Source organism: Paenibacillus sp. Paensp38, from assembly GCF_059491915.1.
On sequence record NZ_CP168516.1, the window covers coordinates 5,533,724 to 5,553,886 of the forward strand.

Annotated in this window: 20 protein-coding genes; 12 read left to right on the forward strand and 8 right to left on the reverse strand. The window is 47.9% G+C overall.

Going from position 1 to position 20,163, the window contains the following annotated elements:
* Window positions 1–170: 170 nt before the first annotated feature.
* The 3 genes from ACEN8J_RS24580 (at window position 171) to ACEN8J_RS24590 (ending at window position 4,199) form a co-directional block, all read left to right on the forward strand.
* Complete coding sequence (locus ACEN8J_RS24580) at window positions 171–2,303, forward strand: molybdopterin-containing oxidoreductase family protein (protein ID WP_495594089.1); 2,133 nt, start codon at window positions 171–173, stop codon at window positions 2,301–2,303.
* Window positions 2,304–2,349: 46 nt separating this feature from the next.
* Complete coding sequence (locus ACEN8J_RS24585) at window positions 2,350–3,600, forward strand: MFS transporter (protein WP_342434588.1); 1,251 nt, start codon at window positions 2,350–2,352, stop codon at window positions 3,598–3,600.
* 104 nt (window positions 3,601–3,704) lie between these two features.
* Window positions 3,705–4,199 (forward strand): GNAT family N-acetyltransferase, encoded by a 495-nt coding sequence (locus ACEN8J_RS24590; RefSeq protein WP_069010031.1) that lies wholly within the window; start codon window positions 3,705–3,707, stop codon window positions 4,197–4,199.
* A 97-nt stretch (window positions 4,200–4,296) separates the two neighbouring features.
* Here the strand turns inward: ACEN8J_RS24590 and ACEN8J_RS24595 are convergent, their stop codons facing one another.
* Entirely contained in the window at window positions 4,297–4,845 is a 549-nt protein-coding gene (locus ACEN8J_RS24595; protein WP_342434587.1) for a GNAT family N-acetyltransferase, read from the reverse strand.
* A gap of 84 nt (window positions 4,846–4,929) precedes the next feature.
* A complete protein-coding gene (locus tag ACEN8J_RS24600; protein WP_069010030.1) occupies window positions 4,930–5,655 on the reverse strand; it encodes a copper amine oxidase in 726 nt (241 codons plus the stop codon).
* Between the two features lie 168 nt (window positions 5,656–5,823).
* On the opposite strand from ACEN8J_RS24600, the gene ACEN8J_RS24605 reads away from it, so the two are divergent.
* The gene (locus ACEN8J_RS24605; RefSeq protein ID WP_495594090.1) at window positions 5,824–7,542 is read left to right on the forward strand and encodes a glutamine--tRNA ligase/YqeY domain fusion protein; all 1,719 of its coding nucleotides are present in this window, start codon (window positions 5,824–5,826) and stop codon (window positions 7,540–7,542) included.
* Between the two features lie 200 nt (window positions 7,543–7,742).
* Here the strand turns inward: ACEN8J_RS24605 and ACEN8J_RS24610 are convergent, their stop codons facing one another.
* Window positions 7,743–8,951: an MFS transporter gene (locus ACEN8J_RS24610; protein ID WP_039271596.1), complete on the reverse strand. Its 1,209-nt coding sequence runs from the start codon at window positions 8,949–8,951 to the stop codon at window positions 7,743–7,745.
* Between the two features lie 197 nt (window positions 8,952–9,148).
* On the opposite strand from ACEN8J_RS24610, the gene mobA reads away from it, so the two are divergent.
* Together mobA and ACEN8J_RS24620 are read left to right on the forward strand one after the other, a co-directional pair.
* A complete protein-coding gene (gene mobA / locus ACEN8J_RS24615) occupies window positions 9,149–9,829 on the forward strand; it encodes a molybdenum cofactor guanylyltransferase (RefSeq protein ID WP_069010029.1) in 681 nt (226 codons plus the stop codon).
* An 85-nt stretch (window positions 9,830–9,914) separates the two neighbouring features.
* Window positions 9,915–10,529, forward strand: a complete 615-nt coding sequence (locus ACEN8J_RS24620) for a LysE/ArgO family amino acid transporter (protein WP_069010028.1) — start codon at window positions 9,915–9,917, stop codon at window positions 10,527–10,529.
* A gap of 257 nt (window positions 10,530–10,786) precedes the next feature.
* On the opposite strand, the gene ACEN8J_RS24625 is transcribed toward ACEN8J_RS24620, so the two are convergent.
* The 4 genes from ACEN8J_RS24625 to ACEN8J_RS24640 are packed head-to-tail and all read right to left on the reverse strand — an operon-like array spanning window position 10,787 to window position 13,069.
* Window positions 10,787–11,719 (reverse strand): 1-phosphofructokinase family hexose kinase, encoded by a 933-nt coding sequence (locus ACEN8J_RS24625; protein ID WP_495594091.1) that lies wholly within the window; start codon window positions 11,717–11,719, stop codon window positions 10,787–10,789.
* Window positions 11,720–11,775: 56 nt separating this feature from the next.
* Window positions 11,776–12,090, reverse strand: a complete 315-nt coding sequence (locus tag ACEN8J_RS24630; protein ID WP_013312355.1) for a DMT family transporter — start codon at window positions 12,088–12,090, stop codon at window positions 11,776–11,778.
* Entirely contained in the window at window positions 12,090–12,431 is a 342-nt protein-coding gene (locus ACEN8J_RS24635; protein WP_013312354.1) for a DMT family transporter, read from the reverse strand. Before ACEN8J_RS24635 ends, ACEN8J_RS24630 begins: the two co-directional genes overlap by 1 nt.
* Window positions 12,432–12,475: 44 nt before the next feature.
* The gene (locus ACEN8J_RS24640) at window positions 12,476–13,069 is read right to left on the reverse strand and encodes a TetR/AcrR family transcriptional regulator (protein WP_069010026.1); all 594 of its coding nucleotides are present in this window, start codon (window positions 13,067–13,069) and stop codon (window positions 12,476–12,478) included.
* Between the two features lie 204 nt (window positions 13,070–13,273).
* On the opposite strand from ACEN8J_RS24640, the gene cls reads away from it, so the two are divergent.
* Window positions 13,274–14,785, forward strand: a complete 1,512-nt coding sequence (gene cls / locus ACEN8J_RS24645) for a cardiolipin synthase (RefSeq protein ID WP_029518528.1) — start codon at window positions 13,274–13,276, stop codon at window positions 14,783–14,785.
* 35 nt (window positions 14,786–14,820) lie between these two features.
* Here the strand turns inward: cls and ACEN8J_RS24650 are convergent, their stop codons facing one another.
* Window positions 14,821–16,317 carry a phospholipase D family protein gene (locus tag ACEN8J_RS24650; RefSeq protein WP_449291757.1) on the reverse strand — a complete coding sequence of 499 codons (1,497 nt, stop codon included), beginning with the start codon at window positions 16,315–16,317 and terminating at the stop codon, window positions 14,821–14,823.
* Window positions 16,318–16,547: 230 nt separating this feature from the next.
* Between ACEN8J_RS24650 and ACEN8J_RS24655 the strand changes: the two genes are divergently transcribed.
* From ACEN8J_RS24655 to ACEN8J_RS24675, 5 genes are all read left to right on the forward strand, one after another.
* Window positions 16,548–16,973, forward strand: coding sequence for a DMT family transporter (locus ACEN8J_RS24655; RefSeq protein WP_069010024.1), 426 nt, complete (start codon window positions 16,548–16,550; stop codon window positions 16,971–16,973).
* A gap of 59 nt (window positions 16,974–17,032) precedes the next feature.
* Window positions 17,033–17,737, forward strand: coding sequence for a Crp/Fnr family transcriptional regulator (locus tag ACEN8J_RS24660; protein WP_029518525.1), 705 nt, complete (start codon window positions 17,033–17,035; stop codon window positions 17,735–17,737).
* A 58-nt stretch (window positions 17,738–17,795) separates the two neighbouring features.
* The gene (locus tag ACEN8J_RS24665) at window positions 17,796–18,254 is read left to right on the forward strand and encodes a DMT family transporter (RefSeq protein ID WP_029518524.1); all 459 of its coding nucleotides are present in this window, start codon (window positions 17,796–17,798) and stop codon (window positions 18,252–18,254) included.
* 267 nt (window positions 18,255–18,521) lie between these two features.
* Window positions 18,522–19,622: a type 2 isopentenyl-diphosphate Delta-isomerase gene (gene fni / locus ACEN8J_RS24670; RefSeq protein ID WP_029518523.1), complete on the forward strand. Its 1,101-nt coding sequence runs from the start codon at window positions 18,522–18,524 to the stop codon at window positions 19,620–19,622.
* Window positions 19,619–20,110 carry a GNAT family N-acetyltransferase gene (locus tag ACEN8J_RS24675; RefSeq protein WP_340886634.1) on the forward strand — a complete coding sequence of 164 codons (492 nt, stop codon included), beginning with the start codon at window positions 19,619–19,621 and terminating at the stop codon, window positions 20,108–20,110. The genes fni and ACEN8J_RS24675 overlap by 4 nt, the downstream gene beginning before the upstream one ends.
* The last annotated feature ends 53 nt before the right edge of the window (window positions 20,111–20,163 follow it).

Sequence of the window (20,163 nt, forward strand, 5' to 3'; positions counted from 1 at the left end):
AAATTATAATTCTTAAAAAATCCGTTTTGCTCTATGCAGCAGACGGATTTTTTTAATATTTTGGAGAGCGGCTGTGTGGGAAAATCCTTCTCTTGCCATAGGCCAAAGCTGTGGATATGATAAGATCAGTGTAATTTTTGGAAACGGTAACGGAAAGGAGCATCAACACTATGGATCATCGCAATAGCGCGCCTCGTGAGGCCACGCTTCAACAAGACTTACAAGGGGGACAGCGGATGACGGAGCAGCAGGACGGTATTTTTCCGGCTGTATGCCCGTTAGATTGCCCGGATACGTGTGGGCTCCTGCTTCACAAGGAAAAAGGAAAGATAATCAAGGTGACTGGAAACCCAGATCATCCCATTACCAAAGGGGCTATTTGTAACAAAGTTCGCAATATGACGGAGCGGGTATATGATCCTGATCGGGTGCTCTATCCGTTGAAGCGTATAGGCCCCAAAGGAGAAGGGAAGTTTGAACGAATTAGCTGGGAGGAGGCGGTCAATACCATTACAGGTCGGTTCAAGGAGCTGATCCGTACGGACGGACCGGAATCTATTCTCCCCTACAGCTTTTATGGCAATATGGGCGTATTGAGTGTGGATGGAATGGATCGCCGATTTTTTAATGCGCTGGGTTCAAGCCAACTGGATCAGACGATTTGCAGCGTGGCTGGGAATGAAGGCTGGGCGTCCGTTATGGGTTTTAAGGGCGGCACCAGCCCGGAGGACACGGAGGATGCAGACCTCATTATTGTGTGGGGTGGTAATGTCATTAGCACCAACATGCATCAGGTCGTTTTGGCTGAGAAAGCACGTAAAAAAGGTGCTAAGGTGGTCGTTATTGACGTTCATCGTAACCGGACGGCGCAATGGGGGGATTGGTTCATTCCGTTATATCCGGGGACGGATACAGCGCTCGCGCTGGGTGTTATGAATGTACTGTTCGCTCAAGGACTGACGGACGACGAATTTTTACATCGCTACACAGTAGGTCATGAGGAACTGCACGAGCATGTTAAGACCTATACACCAGAGCGAGTTTCGCGGATTACCGGCGTGCCGGAAGCGGATATTATCCGTTTGGCGGAAATGTACGGAACTGCAAGAGCAGCGTATATCAATATCGGTAATGGGCTTCAGCATCATGATAATGGCGGTATGAACGTACGTGCGGTTACATGCTTGCCTGCGCTCACTGGACAATGGCTGAAGCACGGCGGGGGAGCGTCACGCTCCAACGGCGCTTATGCCAAGATTAACAGCGCCCATCTGGAGCGTCCTGATCTGCGACAGAACCCGGATGCCCGGATGATTAACATGAACCGGATCGGAGAAGCGCTGCTACAGAAGGAACAGCCGATTAAGGCGTTATTCGTATATTGCAGTAATCCGGTAGTTGTAGCCCCCGATTCGGAACGGGTGACTAAAGGATTTGAACGAGAGGATTTGTTCACAGTCGTTCATGACCTATTCCTAACCGATACGGCCCGCTATGCAGATATTGTGCTGCCTGCCGCGTCTTCTTTTGAAGGAACAGATCTATACAAATCGTACTGGCACCACTATATCCAAATGCAGCAGCCCGTCATTGATCCGCTTGGGGAAAGCAAAAGCAATTATGAGCTGTTTAGCCTGCTCGGACGGGCAATGGGCTTTGATGAAGCTGCCTTTACGGAAAGTGAAGAGGAGATGATCGCAGGCGCGCTTGATAATCCAACGAACCCTTATCTCAACGGTGTGACCTTGGAATCCTTAAAGAAGTCACCTTTTGTAAAGCTTGATATGACGCCAAAGGCCACTTATTTGGATCGTTTAACCACGCCTTCAGGCAAGATTGAGCTATATTCGGAAAAAATGAAACAAGCAGGTCTGCCCGCGATGCCTTCTTATGTGCCGCTGATTGAAGGGTACGACGGAGAGCACCGACCGCAAGCGGACGAGCGGTATCCATTAATGTTTATTTCACCGCCAAACCATAATTTTCTGAATTCTACTTTCGCTAACTTGCCCAAGCATCAGCGACTGGAGCGGGAGCCCTTGCTACAAATTCACCCGGAGGATGCTCAGACAAGAGGCATCGCGGACGGGGAGCCGGTTACCGTATGGAATGATCGGGGGACGTATGAGCTGAAAGCCAAAGTCACCGATCTGATGCTGTCCGGTACAGTGATTAGTCAGGGATTATGGTGGGAAGGCAAAGGACGCAGACAGCGTGTCAATGTGTTAACCTCTGATCGGCTGTCGGATATGGGACAGGGGGCTACTTTCTTCTCAACGGTGGTGAATGTGAAGCGCCAATGAGATTATGCCTTTTATGGCGTCAGATGCAAAAGGAGAAACAAAAGATATGAAATGGTTGGAGTCTTATCCGAAAGAAGTGAAAGTGTTTCTCATTGCCAGCCTGATTAATTCTGCTGGAAGTTCCCTGATGTGGCCGTTGGTTAGCATGTATGTGTTTGACGAGCTAAACCGTAGTATGGGAGATGCAGGAATTGCGATTTTAGTGCAGTCTCTGGGCGGAATTTTTGGTCAAGTGTTGGGCGGAGCCCTCTATCACCGTATTGGAGCCAAGAAGCTGATTGTTGGCTCACTCGCGATGAACGCGCTGGGACTTCTCGCGCTTCCATTTACCAGCGGTCATTGGGTGGCGTTTGTCATCATGATGGGCTTTATCGGCTTTTTTAATGTCGTATCTGTGCCTGCGATTCAGGCGTTTGTAGGTTTTCGTTTCGCTGACCGTCGCGGAGAGCTGTTTAATATTATTTATGTCGCTAACAATATTGGGGTTGCAGTGGGTACGGGATTGAGTGGCGTGCTGGCTGACCTTTCCTATCAGCTCAGCTTTGTGATGAACGGAATGACTTCTGCGGTATTTGCCGGATTCTTCTGGTCTTATCTAAGCAGGGTGGATCGGGAAGAGGGAGAAGTACAGCTCAGCAAGTCTGTGAAGAAAAGAGAGGAAATACCAGCTCGTCTGCTGTTTCGTGATACCAGATTGTATCTCTTTGTGGGGTTAGGCTCACTTTTTTTATGGTTCGGCAATTCGATCTGGAATACAGGAGTGTCTCCCCATATTATTGAGCAGGGCTTGCCTAAAACGATGTATGGATTACTATGGACACTGAATGGTATCCTTATTTTTGCCGCACAACCCATTATTTTTTGGATAAAACGACAGTACGCTCATCACGCTTCAACGCAAATGACATGGGCCGGAGGATTTTATTTGGCGGCTTATATTGTCATGCTGGGCACACAGAACTATACTGGAATGATATTCGCTATGGTTCTGGCGACCCTGGGAGAAATGCTGATTGCACCTGCGGTTCCAGCATTCCTGTCTGATCATGGAGGTCGGGGTGCACCCTTTTACATTGGGCTTGTGGGGGGCATTGGCGCAGCCGGACGGGTAATGGGGCCTTATATTATGGGGAAGTTGTATGATGGTGGTGGGTTACCGCCTACACTTTGGCTGGCATCAGGCGTAGCGGTGTTGTCGATCCTGTTTTTCGTCCTGCATAGCTGGTTGAACCGTTACCGGCATCATTCGGATACTTTGAATACTATGACGTCCAAGGCGGATGTTCCCAGTTCTTAAGTCCTAATAAAAATGCAGTATTATGCTGTAATTATGGTACAATAAGTGACGGATGATTGTAGTTATTGCTTCAGGAAAGCCTTCACAGGAAGGATTGAAAGGAATTGTTTACAAGTCAACTCTTGACGATACGTCATTCGGAGATGAAGGATGCTCCTGATCTGATTGCGCTGGATGAATTGGTATGGAATGAACGCACGGCTCCCGCCTCGCTGTCCTGGAAGTCGCGCGGGGAGTTTCTGCGTAATACGCCTCCAGGCTCTCAACTGGTCGCCATCGAACAGGAAGTACTCTGCGGGTATATTGGATTTCGTCCTCCAACGCTGTTGGCTAGTAATTGTCATGTACTCGAAATAAATATAGCTGTACATCCAGCTTATCATCGCAAAGGCATTGGGACGGCACTCATGAACTCCATGAAGGATATTGCAGCTGCGGAGGGCATACGTAAGTTGAGTTTGCGTGTACTCTCATGCAACACGGAAGCCCTTATGTTTTATGAAAAAAGTGGTTTCGCGATTGAAGGACGTTTGCATGAGGAGTTTTACATAGCAGGCCAATTCGTAGATGATGTGTTAATGGCCTATTTCTTAAAATAGGCGGGAGGCTACAGACAGCAATTCGGTTGTATGCCCGGCCTAAACCAACAACGCCGCAGACCTGCTCAGGTCTGCGGCGTTGCTGTACAATACAATATTACCGAAGTTGCTTCCATTCATTTTGGAGCATACCGTACACTGCGTGGTTCATGTAGCCGTCGGGCAGCAATTCCGCTTCGCGTACAATGCCTTCGAGCACAAAGCCCAAACGTTCCGGAATACCGCGGCTACGGCGGTTCGTCGTTGCAGAGCGGATTTCGACCCGATGCAAGTCCAGCTCCATCAAAGCATATTCAACGAATACGCGGCAGGCGCTGGTCATTAGACCTTGTCCTTCGTACCCGTGTCCAAGCCAGTATCCGATGCTAACGGAGCGGTGAGTCCAATTGATCTCATGGTAGCTGATGATGCCAGCAAGCTCGTTGTCTATCCAAATTCCGGCGGTCAGACTACCGTTCTCTGCGGCTTGTTTCAAGGCGTCCTGCACGAACTGCTCTGTGTGGCTGATTTCCGTGGTAGAGTCTACCCATGGAAGCCATTGACGCAGGCGGTCACGGGACATTTCGATCAGCTCAAACAGAGGCTGCACATGCTCCTTGGTGAGCGGCCGAAGGACTGTGCGTTCGTCCAACGCATATGTAAACATGATTGATCCCCTCTTTCACTCGGAAAATCGCTAAACCAGCCAGTCTAGCATTTAATCCCATGCTACCTTATTCTGCGAGAGTCGTCAAAAGGGAGAGGAAGCTTCAAATTCAATAGGTCCCACCCGGAACCGTTCATGCTCGTATACATATCTCAGATCCAAATCCCCTACAAATTCGGTTGGGGATACACTGCCAGATACAGTGGCTTGCAGAGGAAGCTGTTCGGCATCATACATTACGACAGAGCTAAAATCGAGATGCTTTGTAAATTGGGCTGGATCATCGTAAAATACTGATGCTTTAGGGTCCATCGTGTGTGTGACACCGTCAATCGTGACAGCAATATGAACCTGGCGGTTGTGGTCACGTGGCTCCACTGAGCTGTGAACGCGCTGGGACACAGCATCTGCTGCCGATTCGACTGCATATTCTTCCATCGTCCGTGCGTTAACAATATGCAACTCCTGCAATTCGACACCCGTTCCCGAGGCACGCGTGAGGACCACGACGGCTTCACGCACACCATCCCCATTCACATCCCTATAATATAATTGTGGTGCGGTGGAGATATCTGCCGAGCCCGACCATCGGAATGTGTGGCGTTGTTGGCCGATTTCCAATACAGCTGAATGGAATAATCCCTGTGACGGACTAACAGCATATAAGCGGACGGATGAGTCTTCTGAAGCGCTGGCTAGTGGACGAGATTGTACAGTTCCGTTCACCGGGTCCGGTGAAGGATGGCCGGAAGTCATGACGGAAGAGGACAAAAGCATAGACAGCAGGATCACAATGAGCAGCTTAAACACGGGTGGGTCTCCTTTTCCGGGCAAAATAAAAGATATATACACTATAACGAATTTATTTGCCGAAAATGTTAACTCTTTTTCATAACTTGTCACTTTTTTTGCTGAAGAGAGCATAAGGATTTTCATTTTATTGAGTTATGCGGTGTGAAAGGGTATATTTAAGGGAACATGTTTTACACAGATTATACGGAAGAAAGGTTGATTAGCGTGGAGAAGCCGATCACTCCCCCCAATTTTATTAAAAATGTTATTGAAGAGGATCTACGTACGGGTAAGGTAAAGGAGGTTGTTACACGATTTCCGCCTGAACCTAACGGATATTTGCATATTGGACATGCCAAAGCTATCTGGATCAATTTCTCGTTGGGAGATGAATTCGGAGGACGCACCAATCTGCGTTTTGACGACACCAATCCGGCGAAGGAAGACACGGAATACGTGAACTCCATTCAGGAGGACGTGAAGTGGCTCGGTTATGAATGGGAGGAAAAACATTTTGCCTCCAATTATTTCGAAGAAATGTACAAGCGTGCCATCCTGCTGATCCAAAAGGGTAAAGCTTATGTGGATGATCAAAGCGCGGACCAAATCCGTGAAACTCGTGGCACACTGACCGAACCGGGGCAAAATAGTCCTTATCGGGATCGCAGTGTGGAAGATAATCTGAAGCTGTTTGAAGAGATGCGTGCAGGCAAATACCAAAATGGTGAAAAGGTGCTGCGTGCCAAAATTGATATGGCTTCGGGAAACATTAATTTACGTGATCCGATTATTTACCGTATTTCACACACAGCACATCACAATACAGGCGACACATGGTGTATCTATCCAATGTACTCCTATGCTCATCCGCTGGAAGATGCGATTGAGGGAGTAACGCACTCGCTCTGTTCGCTGGAATTCGAAGATCAACGCCCGCTGTATGATTGGGTTGTAGCTGAATGTGAAATGGAAAAGGTACCGCACCAATACGAATTTGGACGGCTGAACCTGGCTCAAACCGTAACCAGCAAACGTAAGCTCAAGCTTCTGGTCGATGAAAAGCACGTAGATGGTTGGGATGATCCTCGTATGCCGACGATTTCCGGTTTACGTCGTCGCGGCTATACACCGGAGGCCATCCGCAGCTTCGTATATGAGACAGGTATTTCCAAAGCCTACGGAGTCATTGATTTGCAGGTGCTGGAGCATTTTGTACGTGAGGATTTGAAGCTTAAGGCACCTCGCACCATGGCAGTCATAGATCCGTTGAAGGTGGTTATCACAAACTATCCTGAAGGACAAGTTGAAATGCTGGAGGCGGAAAATAATGCGGAAAATCCGGAACTCGGTACACGCCAAATTCCGTTTTCCCGGGAAATTTATATCGAGCGTGAGGACTTCATGGAGAATCCGCCGAGCAAATACTTCCGTTTGTTCCCTGGTAATGAAGTACGTCTCAAGCATGCTTACTTCATTAAATGCAACGATGTGATTAAGGACGCAGACGGAAATGTAACGGAAATCCACTGTACCTATGATGTAGAAACCAAGAGCGGATCAGGCTTTACGGGACGTAAAGTGAAAGGCACGATTCACTGGGTAGAGGCTACTCAAGCGGTTCCTGCCGAATTCCGTTTGTATGAGCCTTTGATTAACGCAGAGGACACGGATGAGATTGAAGAGGATGCATCAGAAAAAACATTCCTTGACCAATTGAATCCGAACTCATTGGAAATTGCTCATGGCTATGTCGAGCCGAACATGAAAGAAGCTCAATCACAGGACAAGTTCCAATTTTTCCGACATGGTTATTTCAGTGTCGATCCGAAGCTTTCCAAACCGGGTGAGCCTGTATTTAACCGTGTTGTATCGTTGAAAAGCTCTTTCCAATTGCCTAAGCAATAGGCTGTTGGAAAGTGTGGGAGAGATGGTAGCTTCGTGCGACCAAGTTGAAAAGGAGTCTGCCGTCGGCAGACTCCTTTATTTTACGTCATGCACACTCTTTATACATGATCATTGACTTGACGATACTCTATTGTCTTTGCTAACAAGCCAGAAGGGAAGAGAGGATACCTCATTCCTCTAGTGTTGTTAAGGGACTTCTTCTATTCGTTTGTGCCCGCTGGCAGTCCTGGCTGATAACCGTTCTTGTACAGCATATACCACATGATAGCGAATCCCGCAGATCCAAGTAGGGCGAAGAACACCCCTGCATGGTACATCATTTCTCCACCAAAGTTCTGGAATAGCCAACCTCCCGCAAAACCTGCTACGATACCGGATATACCACTCCAGGTCAAGGTATATACGGCCTGTCCGGATGATCGGTATGCTGCAGGGGTAAATAGGACGGTCAACTGGGTGCCTACATAGAAGTATCCACCGAAGGTGACGCAATGAAGTGCCTGAATAAACACGATCTGAATCGGGTCTGTGGCCAGAGCCATCAGTTCCCAACGTAAGGCAAACAGCAAACTGACGAGTGCCAAACAGCCGACCATTACGGTCATTCTTTTCTTCAAGAAGCGATCAAACAGCAAAAATACAATAATTTCGAATACCGATGACATAAAAACAGCAAAACCAAGCATCTGTTTGGACCCACCCAGCTCGGTGATGTACAGGGACATAAAGGCGCTGTTGATCGAATTCGGGATGGATACAAGGATCCCCAATAAAATAAAGGATATAAAGTATCCGTTCATTAAAACACTGCCAAAGCCACGCAAATGAATGGTTGCTGTCTCCACAGTGCTTTTCAGTGGTGGAATCGACAAGGTGCAGATCAATGCAGCTAGAAGAAGTACCGTAAAGATGGTGGATATGCTGGATATCCCCGTTTGGTCAATTACGATGCCGGCAACTGCTGCTGTCACAGCCCAGCCGAAGGAGCCCCATATACGGAATGCACCAAATTTCCGGTCTGTGCCCTCAATATAGCTGAGAATTAGACTGTTGCTTTGCGCAAATAAAGGGCTTTGGAAAAAATAAAAACCAATCATCGACACATAAATCATGATATACGTATGGACATGAAATAAAGCTTGCAACAATAACAATGTACCTATAATCATAAATAGCAGAATACGTCGGAGGTTACGGCTTCGGTCGCTTGTATAGCCCCAAAAAGGGTTCGCGAATACGGATACAAAAGGTCCGATGGCCATCAGACTCCCGATCTCCAGCTTGTCCATGCCGATATCTTGCAGATACAACGGGAAGAAGCTGGAGAAAATGACCATAGCTCCATATAGAAAAAAATTATACAGTTTTAAGGAATATAGAGGAGTCTCTTGAATTTCTCTCTTTTGCAAGACAAGCCATTCCTTTCTTAGCCCGATAGAGAACTGCGCATCGATGCCGATCTGTGGGAGGTTCTTTATTCCAATGTATCATGTGTTGAAAGGGTTAACAAACCAATTAATTAACAATTATGTAATAATTAAATTTTGTTCAAAAAGTTCATGATGCACATTTGCAATTGTTTTCAGAAAAAAAGGAGGGCATATTTGTGAAAGTGACTGGTATTATCGTCGCAGGAGGACGTTCCAGACGAATGGGACAGGATAAGGCTCTGCTTGAGATTGATGGAGCCACTATGCTTGAACGGATGTATACTACATTGCAGCAGGCGGCCCAGCGGGTTGTAGTAGTCACTCGTGACAACCAAGGATATGGCCTGAGTGGTATGGAAACTGTGTCTGATGTTTTTCGGGGTATGGGGCCCTTGAGTGGTATCCATGCAGGATTATCTGCATCTACTACGGAGTGGGGGATGGTTGTCGCTTGTGATATGCCTTTTGTACAGCCAAAGGTGCTACATGATCTGCTCGCTGTAACTAAGAAGTGGACGGAGTTGCAAGGAACGAGGGAACCAGCATTGCAAGCAGTGATACCTTCTATGAATGGACGTATACACCCGTTGCTGGCTGTATACCATCGGAGCGTGCTACCGTCTGCCGAGGAATGTTTGCGTAGTGGACGGCTTCGTCTCACCGATTGGTTGGACAAGCTGAACGTTCGTTATGCGACAGTAGAAGATTTGCCGGGAGTGAGTGAAGACATGTGGCATAAGGCAGTGTTCAATATGAACAATCCGCAGGACTACCAGCTTGCTATAGAGCAGTTGAAGCATAGTATAAAACAGACCACGCAGAGCGTGAAGAATTTAAAGGAAATGCAAGAGGATTAGGAACGTACAAGCTTCCTGTTCAGGGACTATTTAGGAGAGAAAATACCAGAGAAATATAATGGGTTAAATTTGGGGGAATATATTTATGCTGGAAGCTATTATCCATGCCCTTTTATTGGCGCTGGGTTTGATTTTGCCTTTGGGGGTACAAAATGTATTTGTGTTTAATCAAGGGGCGTGCCAGTCGCGGTTTCGCAATGCATTGCCTGCTGTCATAACAGCGGGTGTCTGTGACACAATCCTGATTACGCTTGCGGTTGGGGGCGTATCTCTTATTTTGCAGCAATTTCTATGGCTCACGAACGTACTCTATGCGGCGGGCTGTTTGTTTCTGCTGTATATGGCCTGGACTTTATGGAGATCGAAGGCAGCTTCCTCGGGAGAAAGTCAGGCGATGCGGCCGAAACAACAGATGATTTTTGCCGCTTCGGTATCGCTATTGAATCCACATGCCATACTGGACACGGTTGGCGTAATTGGAACCAGCTCCCTTCAATATGACGGCGGGGAACGCTGGGCCTTTGGTCTAGCCGCCGTGTCCGTATCTTGGATATGGTTTATCGGTCTGGCAACGGCGGGGCGTCTCGTGGGACGTATGGATTCAGAAGGGAAGTTTGGGACTGTGCTCAACAAAATATCGGCACTGATTATTTTAGGCTTGGCCATTTATATGGCGATAAATTTCATTACCAGTATGTGACCCAATCCTTGTTAGAGGAAATACTTCAATACAGCGAACACCCCGCTCAAAGCAAAGGGAACACCGATCAAAAATAGCATAAAGGCCAGACAGCCTGCACCATTTATACCGCCTGCAATTCGGGCGTCCCGAGGGTTGGATGGATTGTAAATCGGAAAAGCGCATAGTTGGAATATAGAACATTCGGAATCGGAACAACTGTGTTTGTGGTATGAAAATGAGCGAATGTGTAGATGAAATAAAAAAGTGACGCTGAATTACAACAGCGTCACCGTAATGCCTTGCTCCAGACGCTTCACGTCCTGGAGCTCGATCTTCCCGGCCATGGCGTGCAGAGCTGCCGCTGTGCCGCAGGCCGCTCCCTGCCGTAGCATGGCAGGGAGATCCAGCCCCGTCGCCGCGCCGGTGACCAGGCCGGCGACCATGGCGTCACCGCTGCCGAGCGCGCTGACAATGTCCGCGTCTGGCAGGCTCACGCGGTAGCGCGCATTGTGCGTTACCGCCAGCGCCCCGCTCGCGCCGAGCGAGATGACGGCCAGCTGCGCTCCGGCGTCCAGCAGCTTCGCTGCCGCCGCTTCAGCGGCATCCGGACGCGCTGCGTCGATCCCCGCGAAGTGGGCGGCCTCGTCCTCGTTAGGCTTCACGAGGTCGGGCTTTCCGCGCATCCCCAAGCGCAGCGCCTCACCGCTCGCGTCCAGCGCCACCCGCGCGCCGCGCGCCTTCGCTAGCGTGCACAGCTCGGCGTATAGATCGGGCGGGCAGCCGGGTGGCAGGCTGCCGGAGAATACGACCCAAGCCGAATCCTCGGCAAGGGTCTCGATTTTGCGCCGCAGTGCGGCTAATTCAAGCGGCCCAACGGTCGGTCCGCTCTCAATCAGCTCGGTCTGCGTGCGCGCGGACGGGTCGAGCACGGTAATGGCGAGACGGGTCTCCCCATGTGCCGTTTCAATGAAATCGGCGCTTACGCCTTCCGCGCTCAACCCGTCAATGAGCAGCCGTCCGGTGTGTCCGGCAGCAAACCCGGTTGCTCGTACTGGCTCGCCTAGTGTGCGAATGACGCGGGCGGCATTCACGCCCTTGCCGCCCGGTACCGTCAGGCCGCCTTCAATGCGGTGGACGGCATTCAAACCGAAGCCTGCAACTGTGTAGATTTTATCCACAGCCGCGTTAAGCGTTACGGTGGTAATCACAAGGCATCACTCCTTTAAGATCAGCAATTTGCAGCATTTGGTGCCATTCGCTTATGCTAAGATATTAGCTTTAATCCCAATGCTGCGGCAAGAATCATGGCGATGAATAAGACACGCAGTACGCTTTTTTGTTCACCGTACAAGAACATGCCTGTAATCGTGCTACCAACCGTTCCGATGCCTGTCCATACCGCATAGGAAGTCCCCATAGGCAAACTTTTCATGGCATAGCTGAGCAGGGAAAAGCTAAGAACAAAGGATAAGACCATAAGCACTAAGGACTTCCAGCCTTTGCCCACCGTAACTCCCTTCATACCAATGACTCCTAATACTTCCGAGCATCCCGCGATAACCAAAGCAATCCAAGCCATTATGCGCCACTCCCTTCCTGAACATCACGGTCGGTAACTAACTTCAGGCCGACCACACCTGCCAGCAAAAGGGCGATTAACAGCGTTTTGGACCATTGAAACGGTTCCCCGAATAGCAGCATTTCGCCTACGACCGTTCCCCCTGTCCCTAGTCCAGTAAATACAGCATATACCGTGCCTACAGGCAAACGCTTCGCAGCCTTCATGATCAAATAAAAGCTGGCCACCACAGCCAGCACGGTTACAGCCCAGGCGAGTATAGAATCCGCATGCTTCAAACCCGATACCCATACGACCTCAATCAGGCCGCCAACAAAGACGTAAATCCAACTGCGATTCATGATGAATATTCTCCTCAAAAATAAATTTTATAAGTTCGACGGCTTCATGCTTCATGAGGTGAGGTTAACGTAATCCCACGCCAAAAAATAGGCCATGCAGCGTCCAGTCTTCGGTGGTAGTTGACGCTTCCACTGTACAGGAGCTCCACCATGACTCCGTCCACCAGTGTCATAAAGGCTAAAGCCACATCCACTGGCTCCATATGCCCAAAGGGTTCCCGATCCCGTGCATTACGGAGGTGACGAGTTAATTTTCGCTCCATTTTGTCCAGAAAAGGATTAACAATATCCAGCACCTCGTTATACAACGATACAGGCGGAAAGAAGGAAAAGCGAAGCATAAACTTGGCTGAGTCGTTGCTCTCATATTCCTGTCCCATCCAAAACAAGAAGTCATGCAGGGTATGCTTAAGCGGCTGATCTTTACGTTCCGTAAAGTACTCGAAAATACGTAGATTCTGCTCTTGAAAAGCATACCTCGCTACCTGTAGGAACAGATCCTCTTTGCCTTGGAAATGCGCGTATATAGACGGTTTTCGGATACCGACCTCAGCGGCAATACTGCTCAAGGATGCTCCTTCATACCCATTGGTGGCAAATTGAAAAAGAGCGGCCTTTCGAATCTCTTCCATTCCCATTATTGTCACCTACCTAACGTTCGTTAGTTTATTCTTGCACGAAAAAAAGTAAGTGTCAACCCAGCATCATTGTGTTTTGTATAAAGCTTTTCTTTGGATTTTTTTATCAACATTTTAATAAAAAAGTGGGAAGAAATAAGGGGCTCATGTACAATATAATGAAGAATACTTGTCGAATGTAGTCCACTGGAAGTGAGGTTAGTTATGAGGCGAAGCTTACTAGCCGTATTGATCGCGGCTATGGTGTTTATTATTTATTATTTTGGCTTGTTTAATTACATCGGCAAAAATGAAGGAACTGTCATCAGTATTTTTTCCACCCTGACAGTGATCTCCATCAGTCTGATTATTTTTACGGAGAATCGTAATCCCTCCACTACGATGTCCTGGATTTTGCTGCTGGCATTGCTGCCAGTTGTTGGACTTCCTCTCTATTTTCTGTTTGGGCAAAATGTATTCAAGCGTCGCAAGTATGATAAAAAGGCATTGCGTGACCAACAGGCTTACGACCGCATAGAAAAGGATGCTTTGCGAGTCAAACGGGATCTGACCTGCTTTACAGATGAACAGCAGCAGTTGATGCGTTTGGCACGCAGACTGGCCCGCTCCCCGATTTATTTTGCGACCGAAACTCAAATTCTGAACAATGGAGATGAAACCTTCTCCACTTTGCTAGAAGAGCTGCGCAAGGCGCAGCATCATATCCATATGGAATATTACATTTTCCGTTCGGATGATATCGGTACCAGCATTCAGAAAATTTTGATTGAAAAGGCTAAAGCGGGTGTTAAGGTTCGGTTTATGTACGATGCGGTGGGCAGTATTCAGTTGTCAAAGTCATTTTTGAAAGAAATGAGAGATGCAGGAGTAGAGGTTGTTGCGTACGGCGGCGCTCGGATCTTGTTCTTCTCCAGCCGGGTAAACTATCGTAATCACCGTAAAATTGTAGTCATCGACGGTAATATCGGATTAATTGGTGGTCTAAATGTGGGAGATGAGTATCTCAGCCGCAACAAAGCCTACGGCTTTTGGCGTGATACGCATATGATTGTGAAGGGCGAAGCTGTGCGGACGTTGCAGCTTATATTTCTACAGGATTGGCTTCACATGACGGGTGAGTCGGTGCTCGATAGCGAATATCTGTCTCCCAGTATTGAACCCATTACAGACGGAGGCGTGCAGATTATTGCTAGCGGCCCGGATAATGAGCGGAGAGTGCTTAAAAATCTGTTTTTCTCCATGATCACGTCCGCCCGAAAATCAGTCTGGATTGCCACTCCTTATTTTATCCCGGATGAAGATATCCTGACTGCCTTACGGATGGCTGCCTTGTCCGGGTTGGACGTACGTATTCTGTTTCCCGCAAAACCGGATAAATGGCTACCTTTTCTCGCGTCTCATTCGTACTTCCAGTCGTTACTGGAGGTTGGAGTCAAGGTATATGAATATGAAAAAGGGTTCCTCCACTCCAAGCTCCTCATCATTGACGGGGAAGTTGCGACCATCGGGACAGCCAATATGGATATGCGTAGCTTTCATTTGAATTTTGAAGTTAACGCTCTGTTAATTCAAACGCACAGTGTGCAGCAGATGGTAACAGACTACGAACGAGATTTGCATTCTGCCAGTCTGATCGTACGCGAAGAATTCATGAAAAAACGTCTGTTCAAACGTTTGATGGAATCGCTCGCGCGGCTGCTTTCACCGCTGTTGTAGGTCATAAACGAATTCGCTACAGCACTATTCGGTAGTTAAAATGTAGTAAAGCCTAAAATATCCTGTAGACGGTATATAATATCTTTCCAAAATGTTGAATGATCCTCGTAAGCTGCTAGATCCAAGCTGTATTCAGCCCCCTGATTATTCCATAGCTTATCAAAATAGGCCGCAACCTGTCGGGTCAGCTTGCTGTCCGCCGGAGCGGCCACCCACAATTCATTTTCCAGATTCAAATCATCCAGATTACGGGGCGTCAGATTGGTAGAGCCACCCCAAATGATATGCTCTCCTTGCGCCTTGGCGATATAAATCAGTTTGGTATGGAATTGCTCATGGGTGGTATGATACCAGCGAATTTGAATGTTCCCGCCCGATTTATCGGACAACTCTTGGGCGACCGGACGATTGGGGATGCCGATTTTTTCCTGACCAAACGCGTTCTCATTGGGGTCCAGCAGTAATTGGATGTTTACACCGCGCGCAGAGGCATCCAGTAGGCTATTCAATACTTTGCGGTCAGCCAAATAAAACATGCCCATATGAATGCTGTCACCTTTCTTCGTCTGCCCGATGCCATCCAGAACCGAGGTGTACACCTTGCCCTCAGTTAGATATTTGATTCGATAGCTGTCCTTACTCGATGGAACTTTGGGTTCGGCCTGTGGTGTATAGGCAGGAAGCTGCCCACCGCCCGAAAAGTCCAACACCGCCTGTTCCGTTTGTAAAATGTCTCCGATGATGGGCCCCTTCACCTCCAGCGCTACATTGGAGTGGTAGGCGCTCGCGTCGTGCACATTGCCTGTAGAAATGAGCGCTGTCTGTTCGCTGACAACCAATTTTCGGTGATTGGCCTTGACGTTTAACAGCTTAAGATAGGAGCGAGCCGTAACATCCGGTCCGTCACTGGCCATCAGGTTGGGAATCCAGCCTGTGCCTTGCTGCCCGAACCATTGGAAGAAGGTACGCCACACCGCCGAATAGATGGGTGTAGAGTCCCGCAGGGGATCTACATCGGTCTGCACGACCTGAATCCCTGCTCGCTTCATATTTTCCAACAAAGGGTTGGGAGCAGAATTGTAGTTGGTATTGACTTCATCTGTAATGAAAAAGATAGGCATATCAGGATGAGCTTTCTTTTTGGCAATAAGATGATCGGTCATTTGTGCGCTAACTTGGGGGAAGTGCTGACCTTTATGCTTATAGTCGTTGAACAGAAACAGATCGATGACGATAAATTGCTCGGCTTCATCAATGATCCCGAGCATACGCTTCAAAATTTGTCCTTCATGCTGTGCAGTACTACCATCCCCGGTGGGATAGGTCAAATCCGTCCAGAAGTTTACCTCATGGGTTGAATACTCCTGGCTCTCATAAGAGACGAACGGAGGCAAGGGTTTATGGGTCTGATACAGCATGACGGCAATCAGCCAAAGGATAAGTACCAGAATGGCGATTTTAAGGGTACGGCCCTTATGCCTGGATTTTCTTTGATATTCCGGCTTAGAATGCAGCGGATCACGTGTAGTCATATGACGATCAACTCCTCAATTGGATGCTGCATTCCGTTTTACCGTGCCGGAACATGCAGTTTTATGATGGGATACTGTCAAGTTATTAACGCAAGTGTGCAGGATTGACGCGGATACTGAATGAAATGAAGGATGTTTTACTATTCGTTGAGGACATATGTCCTTTATAGAGAGTCTGCCCTATAATTTAATATATAGAAAAGTCATTTACATGGGGAGAATAACGATTTATGAGAGGAATCTTGTTTGCTTTTCTGGGAGGAGCGTGTATTACGCTACAAGGTGTAGCGAATACACGGATTAGTCAGGATATTGGTACATGGCAGGCTGCTGCTGTTACTCAGCTAATAGGGTTTATTTTGGCAGCATTAGTCTGGATGTTTACAAGGGATGGCAATGTGGCTGAAATGAAACAGGTGAAGCCAATGTATCTTTGGGGCGGTGCCTTTGCAGCTATTATTATATTTAGTGAAGTCACGGCGATCCAACATATTGGGGTTACGTTCACGATCTCGGCGTTGTTGATTGCGCAGTTGTGTTTAACCTTTCTGGTAGATATTAAGGGATGGTTCGGTATAGTGAAGCAAAAGATGAAGCTGCCACAATTTATAGGTATTGGTATGATGATCGCGGGTGTAATTATTCTGAAGCTTTAAAATAGAAATTTAACTTGTAAAGAAAGCTTAGAATGTAGAGATTGAAGGTGAGCTTAGGAATGAGAGAAATTCAGGATCAAGAGCAGCTAAAATATTTTTTGCAGCTGCATGAGTTGGAATCCATACTCTACGAGCCACTACATCCTTATTTGTCGTTGCATCGTTTGGAGCAAGGGGAAAAGCTCTGTTTACAGGGGGATCCCATTGAGCATCTATATATACTGGTGCAGGGCAAGGTCAAGATTTATACCAGTTCTACAGAAGGGAAAACCCTGATCCTTTGCTTCAAAACACCGATCGAGGTCATAGGAGATGTTGAATATATTCGGAATAGTCACGTCATCAACACGGTAGAGGCAGTGTCTCCGATCTATGTGATCGGTATTCACCACCAATGGATGAACAAATACGGCAAAGACTATGCTCCTTTGCTGCAATTTCTATTGGATGTTGTCACGCGAAAGTTTTGCCTGGACTCCGACTTTTCCAGTTTTAATCTCATGTATCCGGTGGAAGTCAGACTGGCGAGCTACCTGCTATCGGTTTCTTTTGACGAATCGAATACAGCTTTTCATGAGGAATTACGGGCATCCAGTCTGGTAGATGTGGCGAATTTGATCGGAACCAGCTATAGACATCTCAACCGTGTTATTCGCAAAATGATTGAAGATGGATGGGTTGAACGGACAAAAGGCTATATTGTCATTCGGGACAGAAAAGGTTTGAGTGAACTGGCAGGACATAATATTTATGAATCATTGTAATAGGAGCATGTAGTAAAAAACAGAAGAATATCAAGGATCATCAAGGGAGAGTTAACATATGTTATTAGGAATTGTATTGGCGGTTATCGCAGGTGCCTTGGTCAGTCTGCAAACGATATTCAATAATAAGGTGAATGAACGGACAGGATCGTGGGCCACAACAACATTGGTGCTGGGCACAGGGTTCTTGGCTTCCTTACTCGGGAGTCTTATTTTTGAAGGGAAAAATACATTTGCTTTACAGCATATGCAGCCGTGGTACTGGTTCAGTGGCATGATTGGTGTCGGTGTTGTGTTCTGTCTGGTACAAGGAATGAAGCGACTTGGCCCGACCTATGCGATCTCCATTGTATTGACAGCGCAATTAGGGACCGCCCTGTTGTGGGATTCATTAGGATGGCTAGGATTAGAGAAAATTCCGTTTACCATTAACAAGCTGATCGGTGTATTGGTCATTATCGGTGGTATTCTTGTGTTTAAATTTGGACATTTTGCAGAAAAGCGGCAGCTCAATTAGGGGCGGCTTTTCTGTAAAGTTTCCGAAATAACTGGTTTATTGCGTATTTTGAACATGATCTATGGGGGAGAAAAAATGTTCACGATCGTGTATATATTTTCCCATCCATGATACAATGAGAGTATCTTAAAATAACCACTTTAAGGGCATACGATATTTGTATAAGAGACGATAAATAGATCGGTTACCGTGTTCGGGAACGGTCTTATTTGTGCTTCTTGAACTTGATACAATAAACAGAGTGACTTTGGATGAGGTGGAACATAGATGAGTAGTACAGAGAATAAAAAAGGAGCACCTGACGGCTTTAACAGATCCGGCTCTTTGTTGCCTGCCGCGCGGACAGGCGAACGGAAGATTGAGCACGTCCGCCTTTGTTTGCAAGAAGATGTGGCCGGACAAGGTATCACCAGCGGGCTGGAGCGGTATGTCTTTAAGCACTGCGCTCTGCCGGAGTTGCATTTTGACGAGGTTCGCCTGGATACTACTTTTTTAGGACAGGCTGTACGAACACCGTTGCTTATTAGCTCCATGACAGGCGGCAGCGCCGAGACAGGAGCGATTAATGAGCGATTAGCAGAGACAGCGGAGAGACGCGGCTGGGCATTGGGCATCGGCTCGGTACGGGCTGCGGTGGAAAGGGAAGAATTGGCTCCAACCTTTGCAGTCCGCCGTCTGGCACCCAGTATCCCGATCCTTGCCAATCTGGGTGCGGTGCAGCTGAACTACGGATTTGGCGTGGACGATTGTCGCCGTGCAGTAGACATTGCTGGAGCAGATATGTTGGTGCTGCATTTGAACGGATTACAGGAGATTTTCCAACCCGAAGGGAATTTGGATTTTAGCGGCCTGCTTAATCGTATCGAGGAGTTGTGTCGTCAGCTTTCAGTGCCTGTAGGAGTGAAGGAAGTAGGTTGGGGCATAGATGGCGAGACGGCATCAAGACTGTATGATGCGGGTGCAGCCTTTATTGATGTCGCTGGTGCAGGCGGGACAAGCTGGAGCCAAGTGGAGAAATTTCGTAACCCTGATCCTGTGCGTCGCGCGGCGGCGGAGGCGTTTGCGGACTGGGGCAATTCGACCGCTGATTGTATCGTGGAAGTCAGAGCCGCTCAGCCACATGGTGCTCTGATCGGCAGCGGTGGACTGAGAGACGGTGTCAATGCAGCGAAGGTGCTTGCTTTGGGAGCTGACATGGCAGGCTTCGGGCGTTCTTTGCTCGGTTCTGCGGTTGCCTCTAGTGAAGCGCTGGAGGCACGTTTGGAGCAGGTCGAACTGGAACTCCGCACGGTCATGTTTGGCATTGGGGTAGATGGAATAGAAGGGCTCAAAGATACGACTCGACTAAGAAAGAAGGTAAATGGATGAGCGGACTTATTACATTGGTTCCGATGAATGCGGAGCAATATGATCGATTTGAACAACGCTCGCTTGCCGACTATGCGGATGAGAAAATCCAAGCAGGTACATGGACGGTTGAAGAAGCACCAGAGCGAGCGGCAGAAAGTTTTGCTCAATACCTGCCACAGAGACTAGACACACCTCATGCTCACCTGTATATGTTGATGTTTTCCGATGACGGGGGGCAGAGTCAGGAGGAAGCTGGCTACATCTGGTTCAATATTACGGACGGCGTGCAAGGAGAAGAAGCTTTTCTACTGGATATCCTTGTAGACGATTCATACCAGGGGAGGGGTCTAGGTACGATGGCGATGGAGGCTTTGGAACAGGAGGCTCGCAGGCTGGGAGCTGTCCGCATCGGGTTGCATGTATTTGGGCATAATGAGCGAGCTTTGCATGTATATCGCAAGTCGGGCTATCGGATTACAGATATCCAGATGAGCAAAGAAATCTAAATAGGGATATAGTAAAATCCTGAATTCCATAACCGTATGCTTGCCGCGTGTAT

Bases quoted from the DNA above. Each gene is read 5' to 3' on its own strand.
- ACEN8J_RS24580 (WP_495594089.1), top strand. From the start codon at position 171: ATGGATCATCGCAATAGCGCGCCTCGTGAGGCCACGCTTCAACAAGAC.
- ACEN8J_RS24585 (WP_342434588.1), top strand. From the start codon at position 2,350: ATGAAATGGTTGGAGTCTTATCCGAAAGAAGTGAAAGTGTTTCTCATT.
- ACEN8J_RS24595 (WP_342434587.1), bottom strand. From the start codon at position 4,845: ATGTTTACATATGCGTTGGACGAACGCACAGTCCTTCGGCCGCTCACC.
- ACEN8J_RS24605 (WP_495594090.1), top strand. From the start codon at position 5,824: ATGTTTTACACAGATTATACGGAAGAAAGGTTGATTAGCGTGGAGAAG.
- ACEN8J_RS24620 (WP_069010028.1), top strand. From the start codon at position 9,915: ATGCTGGAAGCTATTATCCATGCCCTTTTATTGGCGCTGGGTTTGATT.
- ACEN8J_RS24630 (WP_013312355.1), bottom strand. From the start codon at position 12,090: ATGGCTTGGATTGCTTTGGTTATCGCGGGATGCTCGGAAGTATTAGGA.
- ACEN8J_RS24635 (WP_013312354.1), bottom strand. From the start codon at position 12,431: ATGAATCGCAGTTGGATTTACGTCTTTGTTGGCGGCCTGATTGAGGTC.
- ACEN8J_RS24640 (WP_069010026.1), bottom strand. From the start codon at position 13,069: ATGGGAATGGAAGAGATTCGAAAGGCCGCTCTTTTTCAATTTGCCACC.
- cls (WP_029518528.1), top strand. From the start codon at position 13,274: ATGAGGCGAAGCTTACTAGCCGTATTGATCGCGGCTATGGTGTTTATT.
- ACEN8J_RS24650 (WP_449291757.1), bottom strand. From the start codon at position 16,317: ATGACTACACGTGATCCGCTGCATTCTAAGCCGGAATATCAAAGAAAA.
- ACEN8J_RS24655 (WP_069010024.1), top strand. From the start codon at position 16,548: ATGAGAGGAATCTTGTTTGCTTTTCTGGGAGGAGCGTGTATTACGCTA.
- ACEN8J_RS24660 (WP_029518525.1), top strand. From the start codon at position 17,033: ATGAGAGAAATTCAGGATCAAGAGCAGCTAAAATATTTTTTGCAGCTG.
- ACEN8J_RS24665 (WP_029518524.1), top strand. From the start codon at position 17,796: ATGTTATTAGGAATTGTATTGGCGGTTATCGCAGGTGCCTTGGTCAGT.
- fni (WP_029518523.1), top strand. From the start codon at position 18,522: ATGAGTAGTACAGAGAATAAAAAAGGAGCACCTGACGGCTTTAACAGA.
- ACEN8J_RS24675 (WP_340886634.1), top strand. From the start codon at position 19,619: ATGAGCGGACTTATTACATTGGTTCCGATGAATGCGGAGCAATATGAT.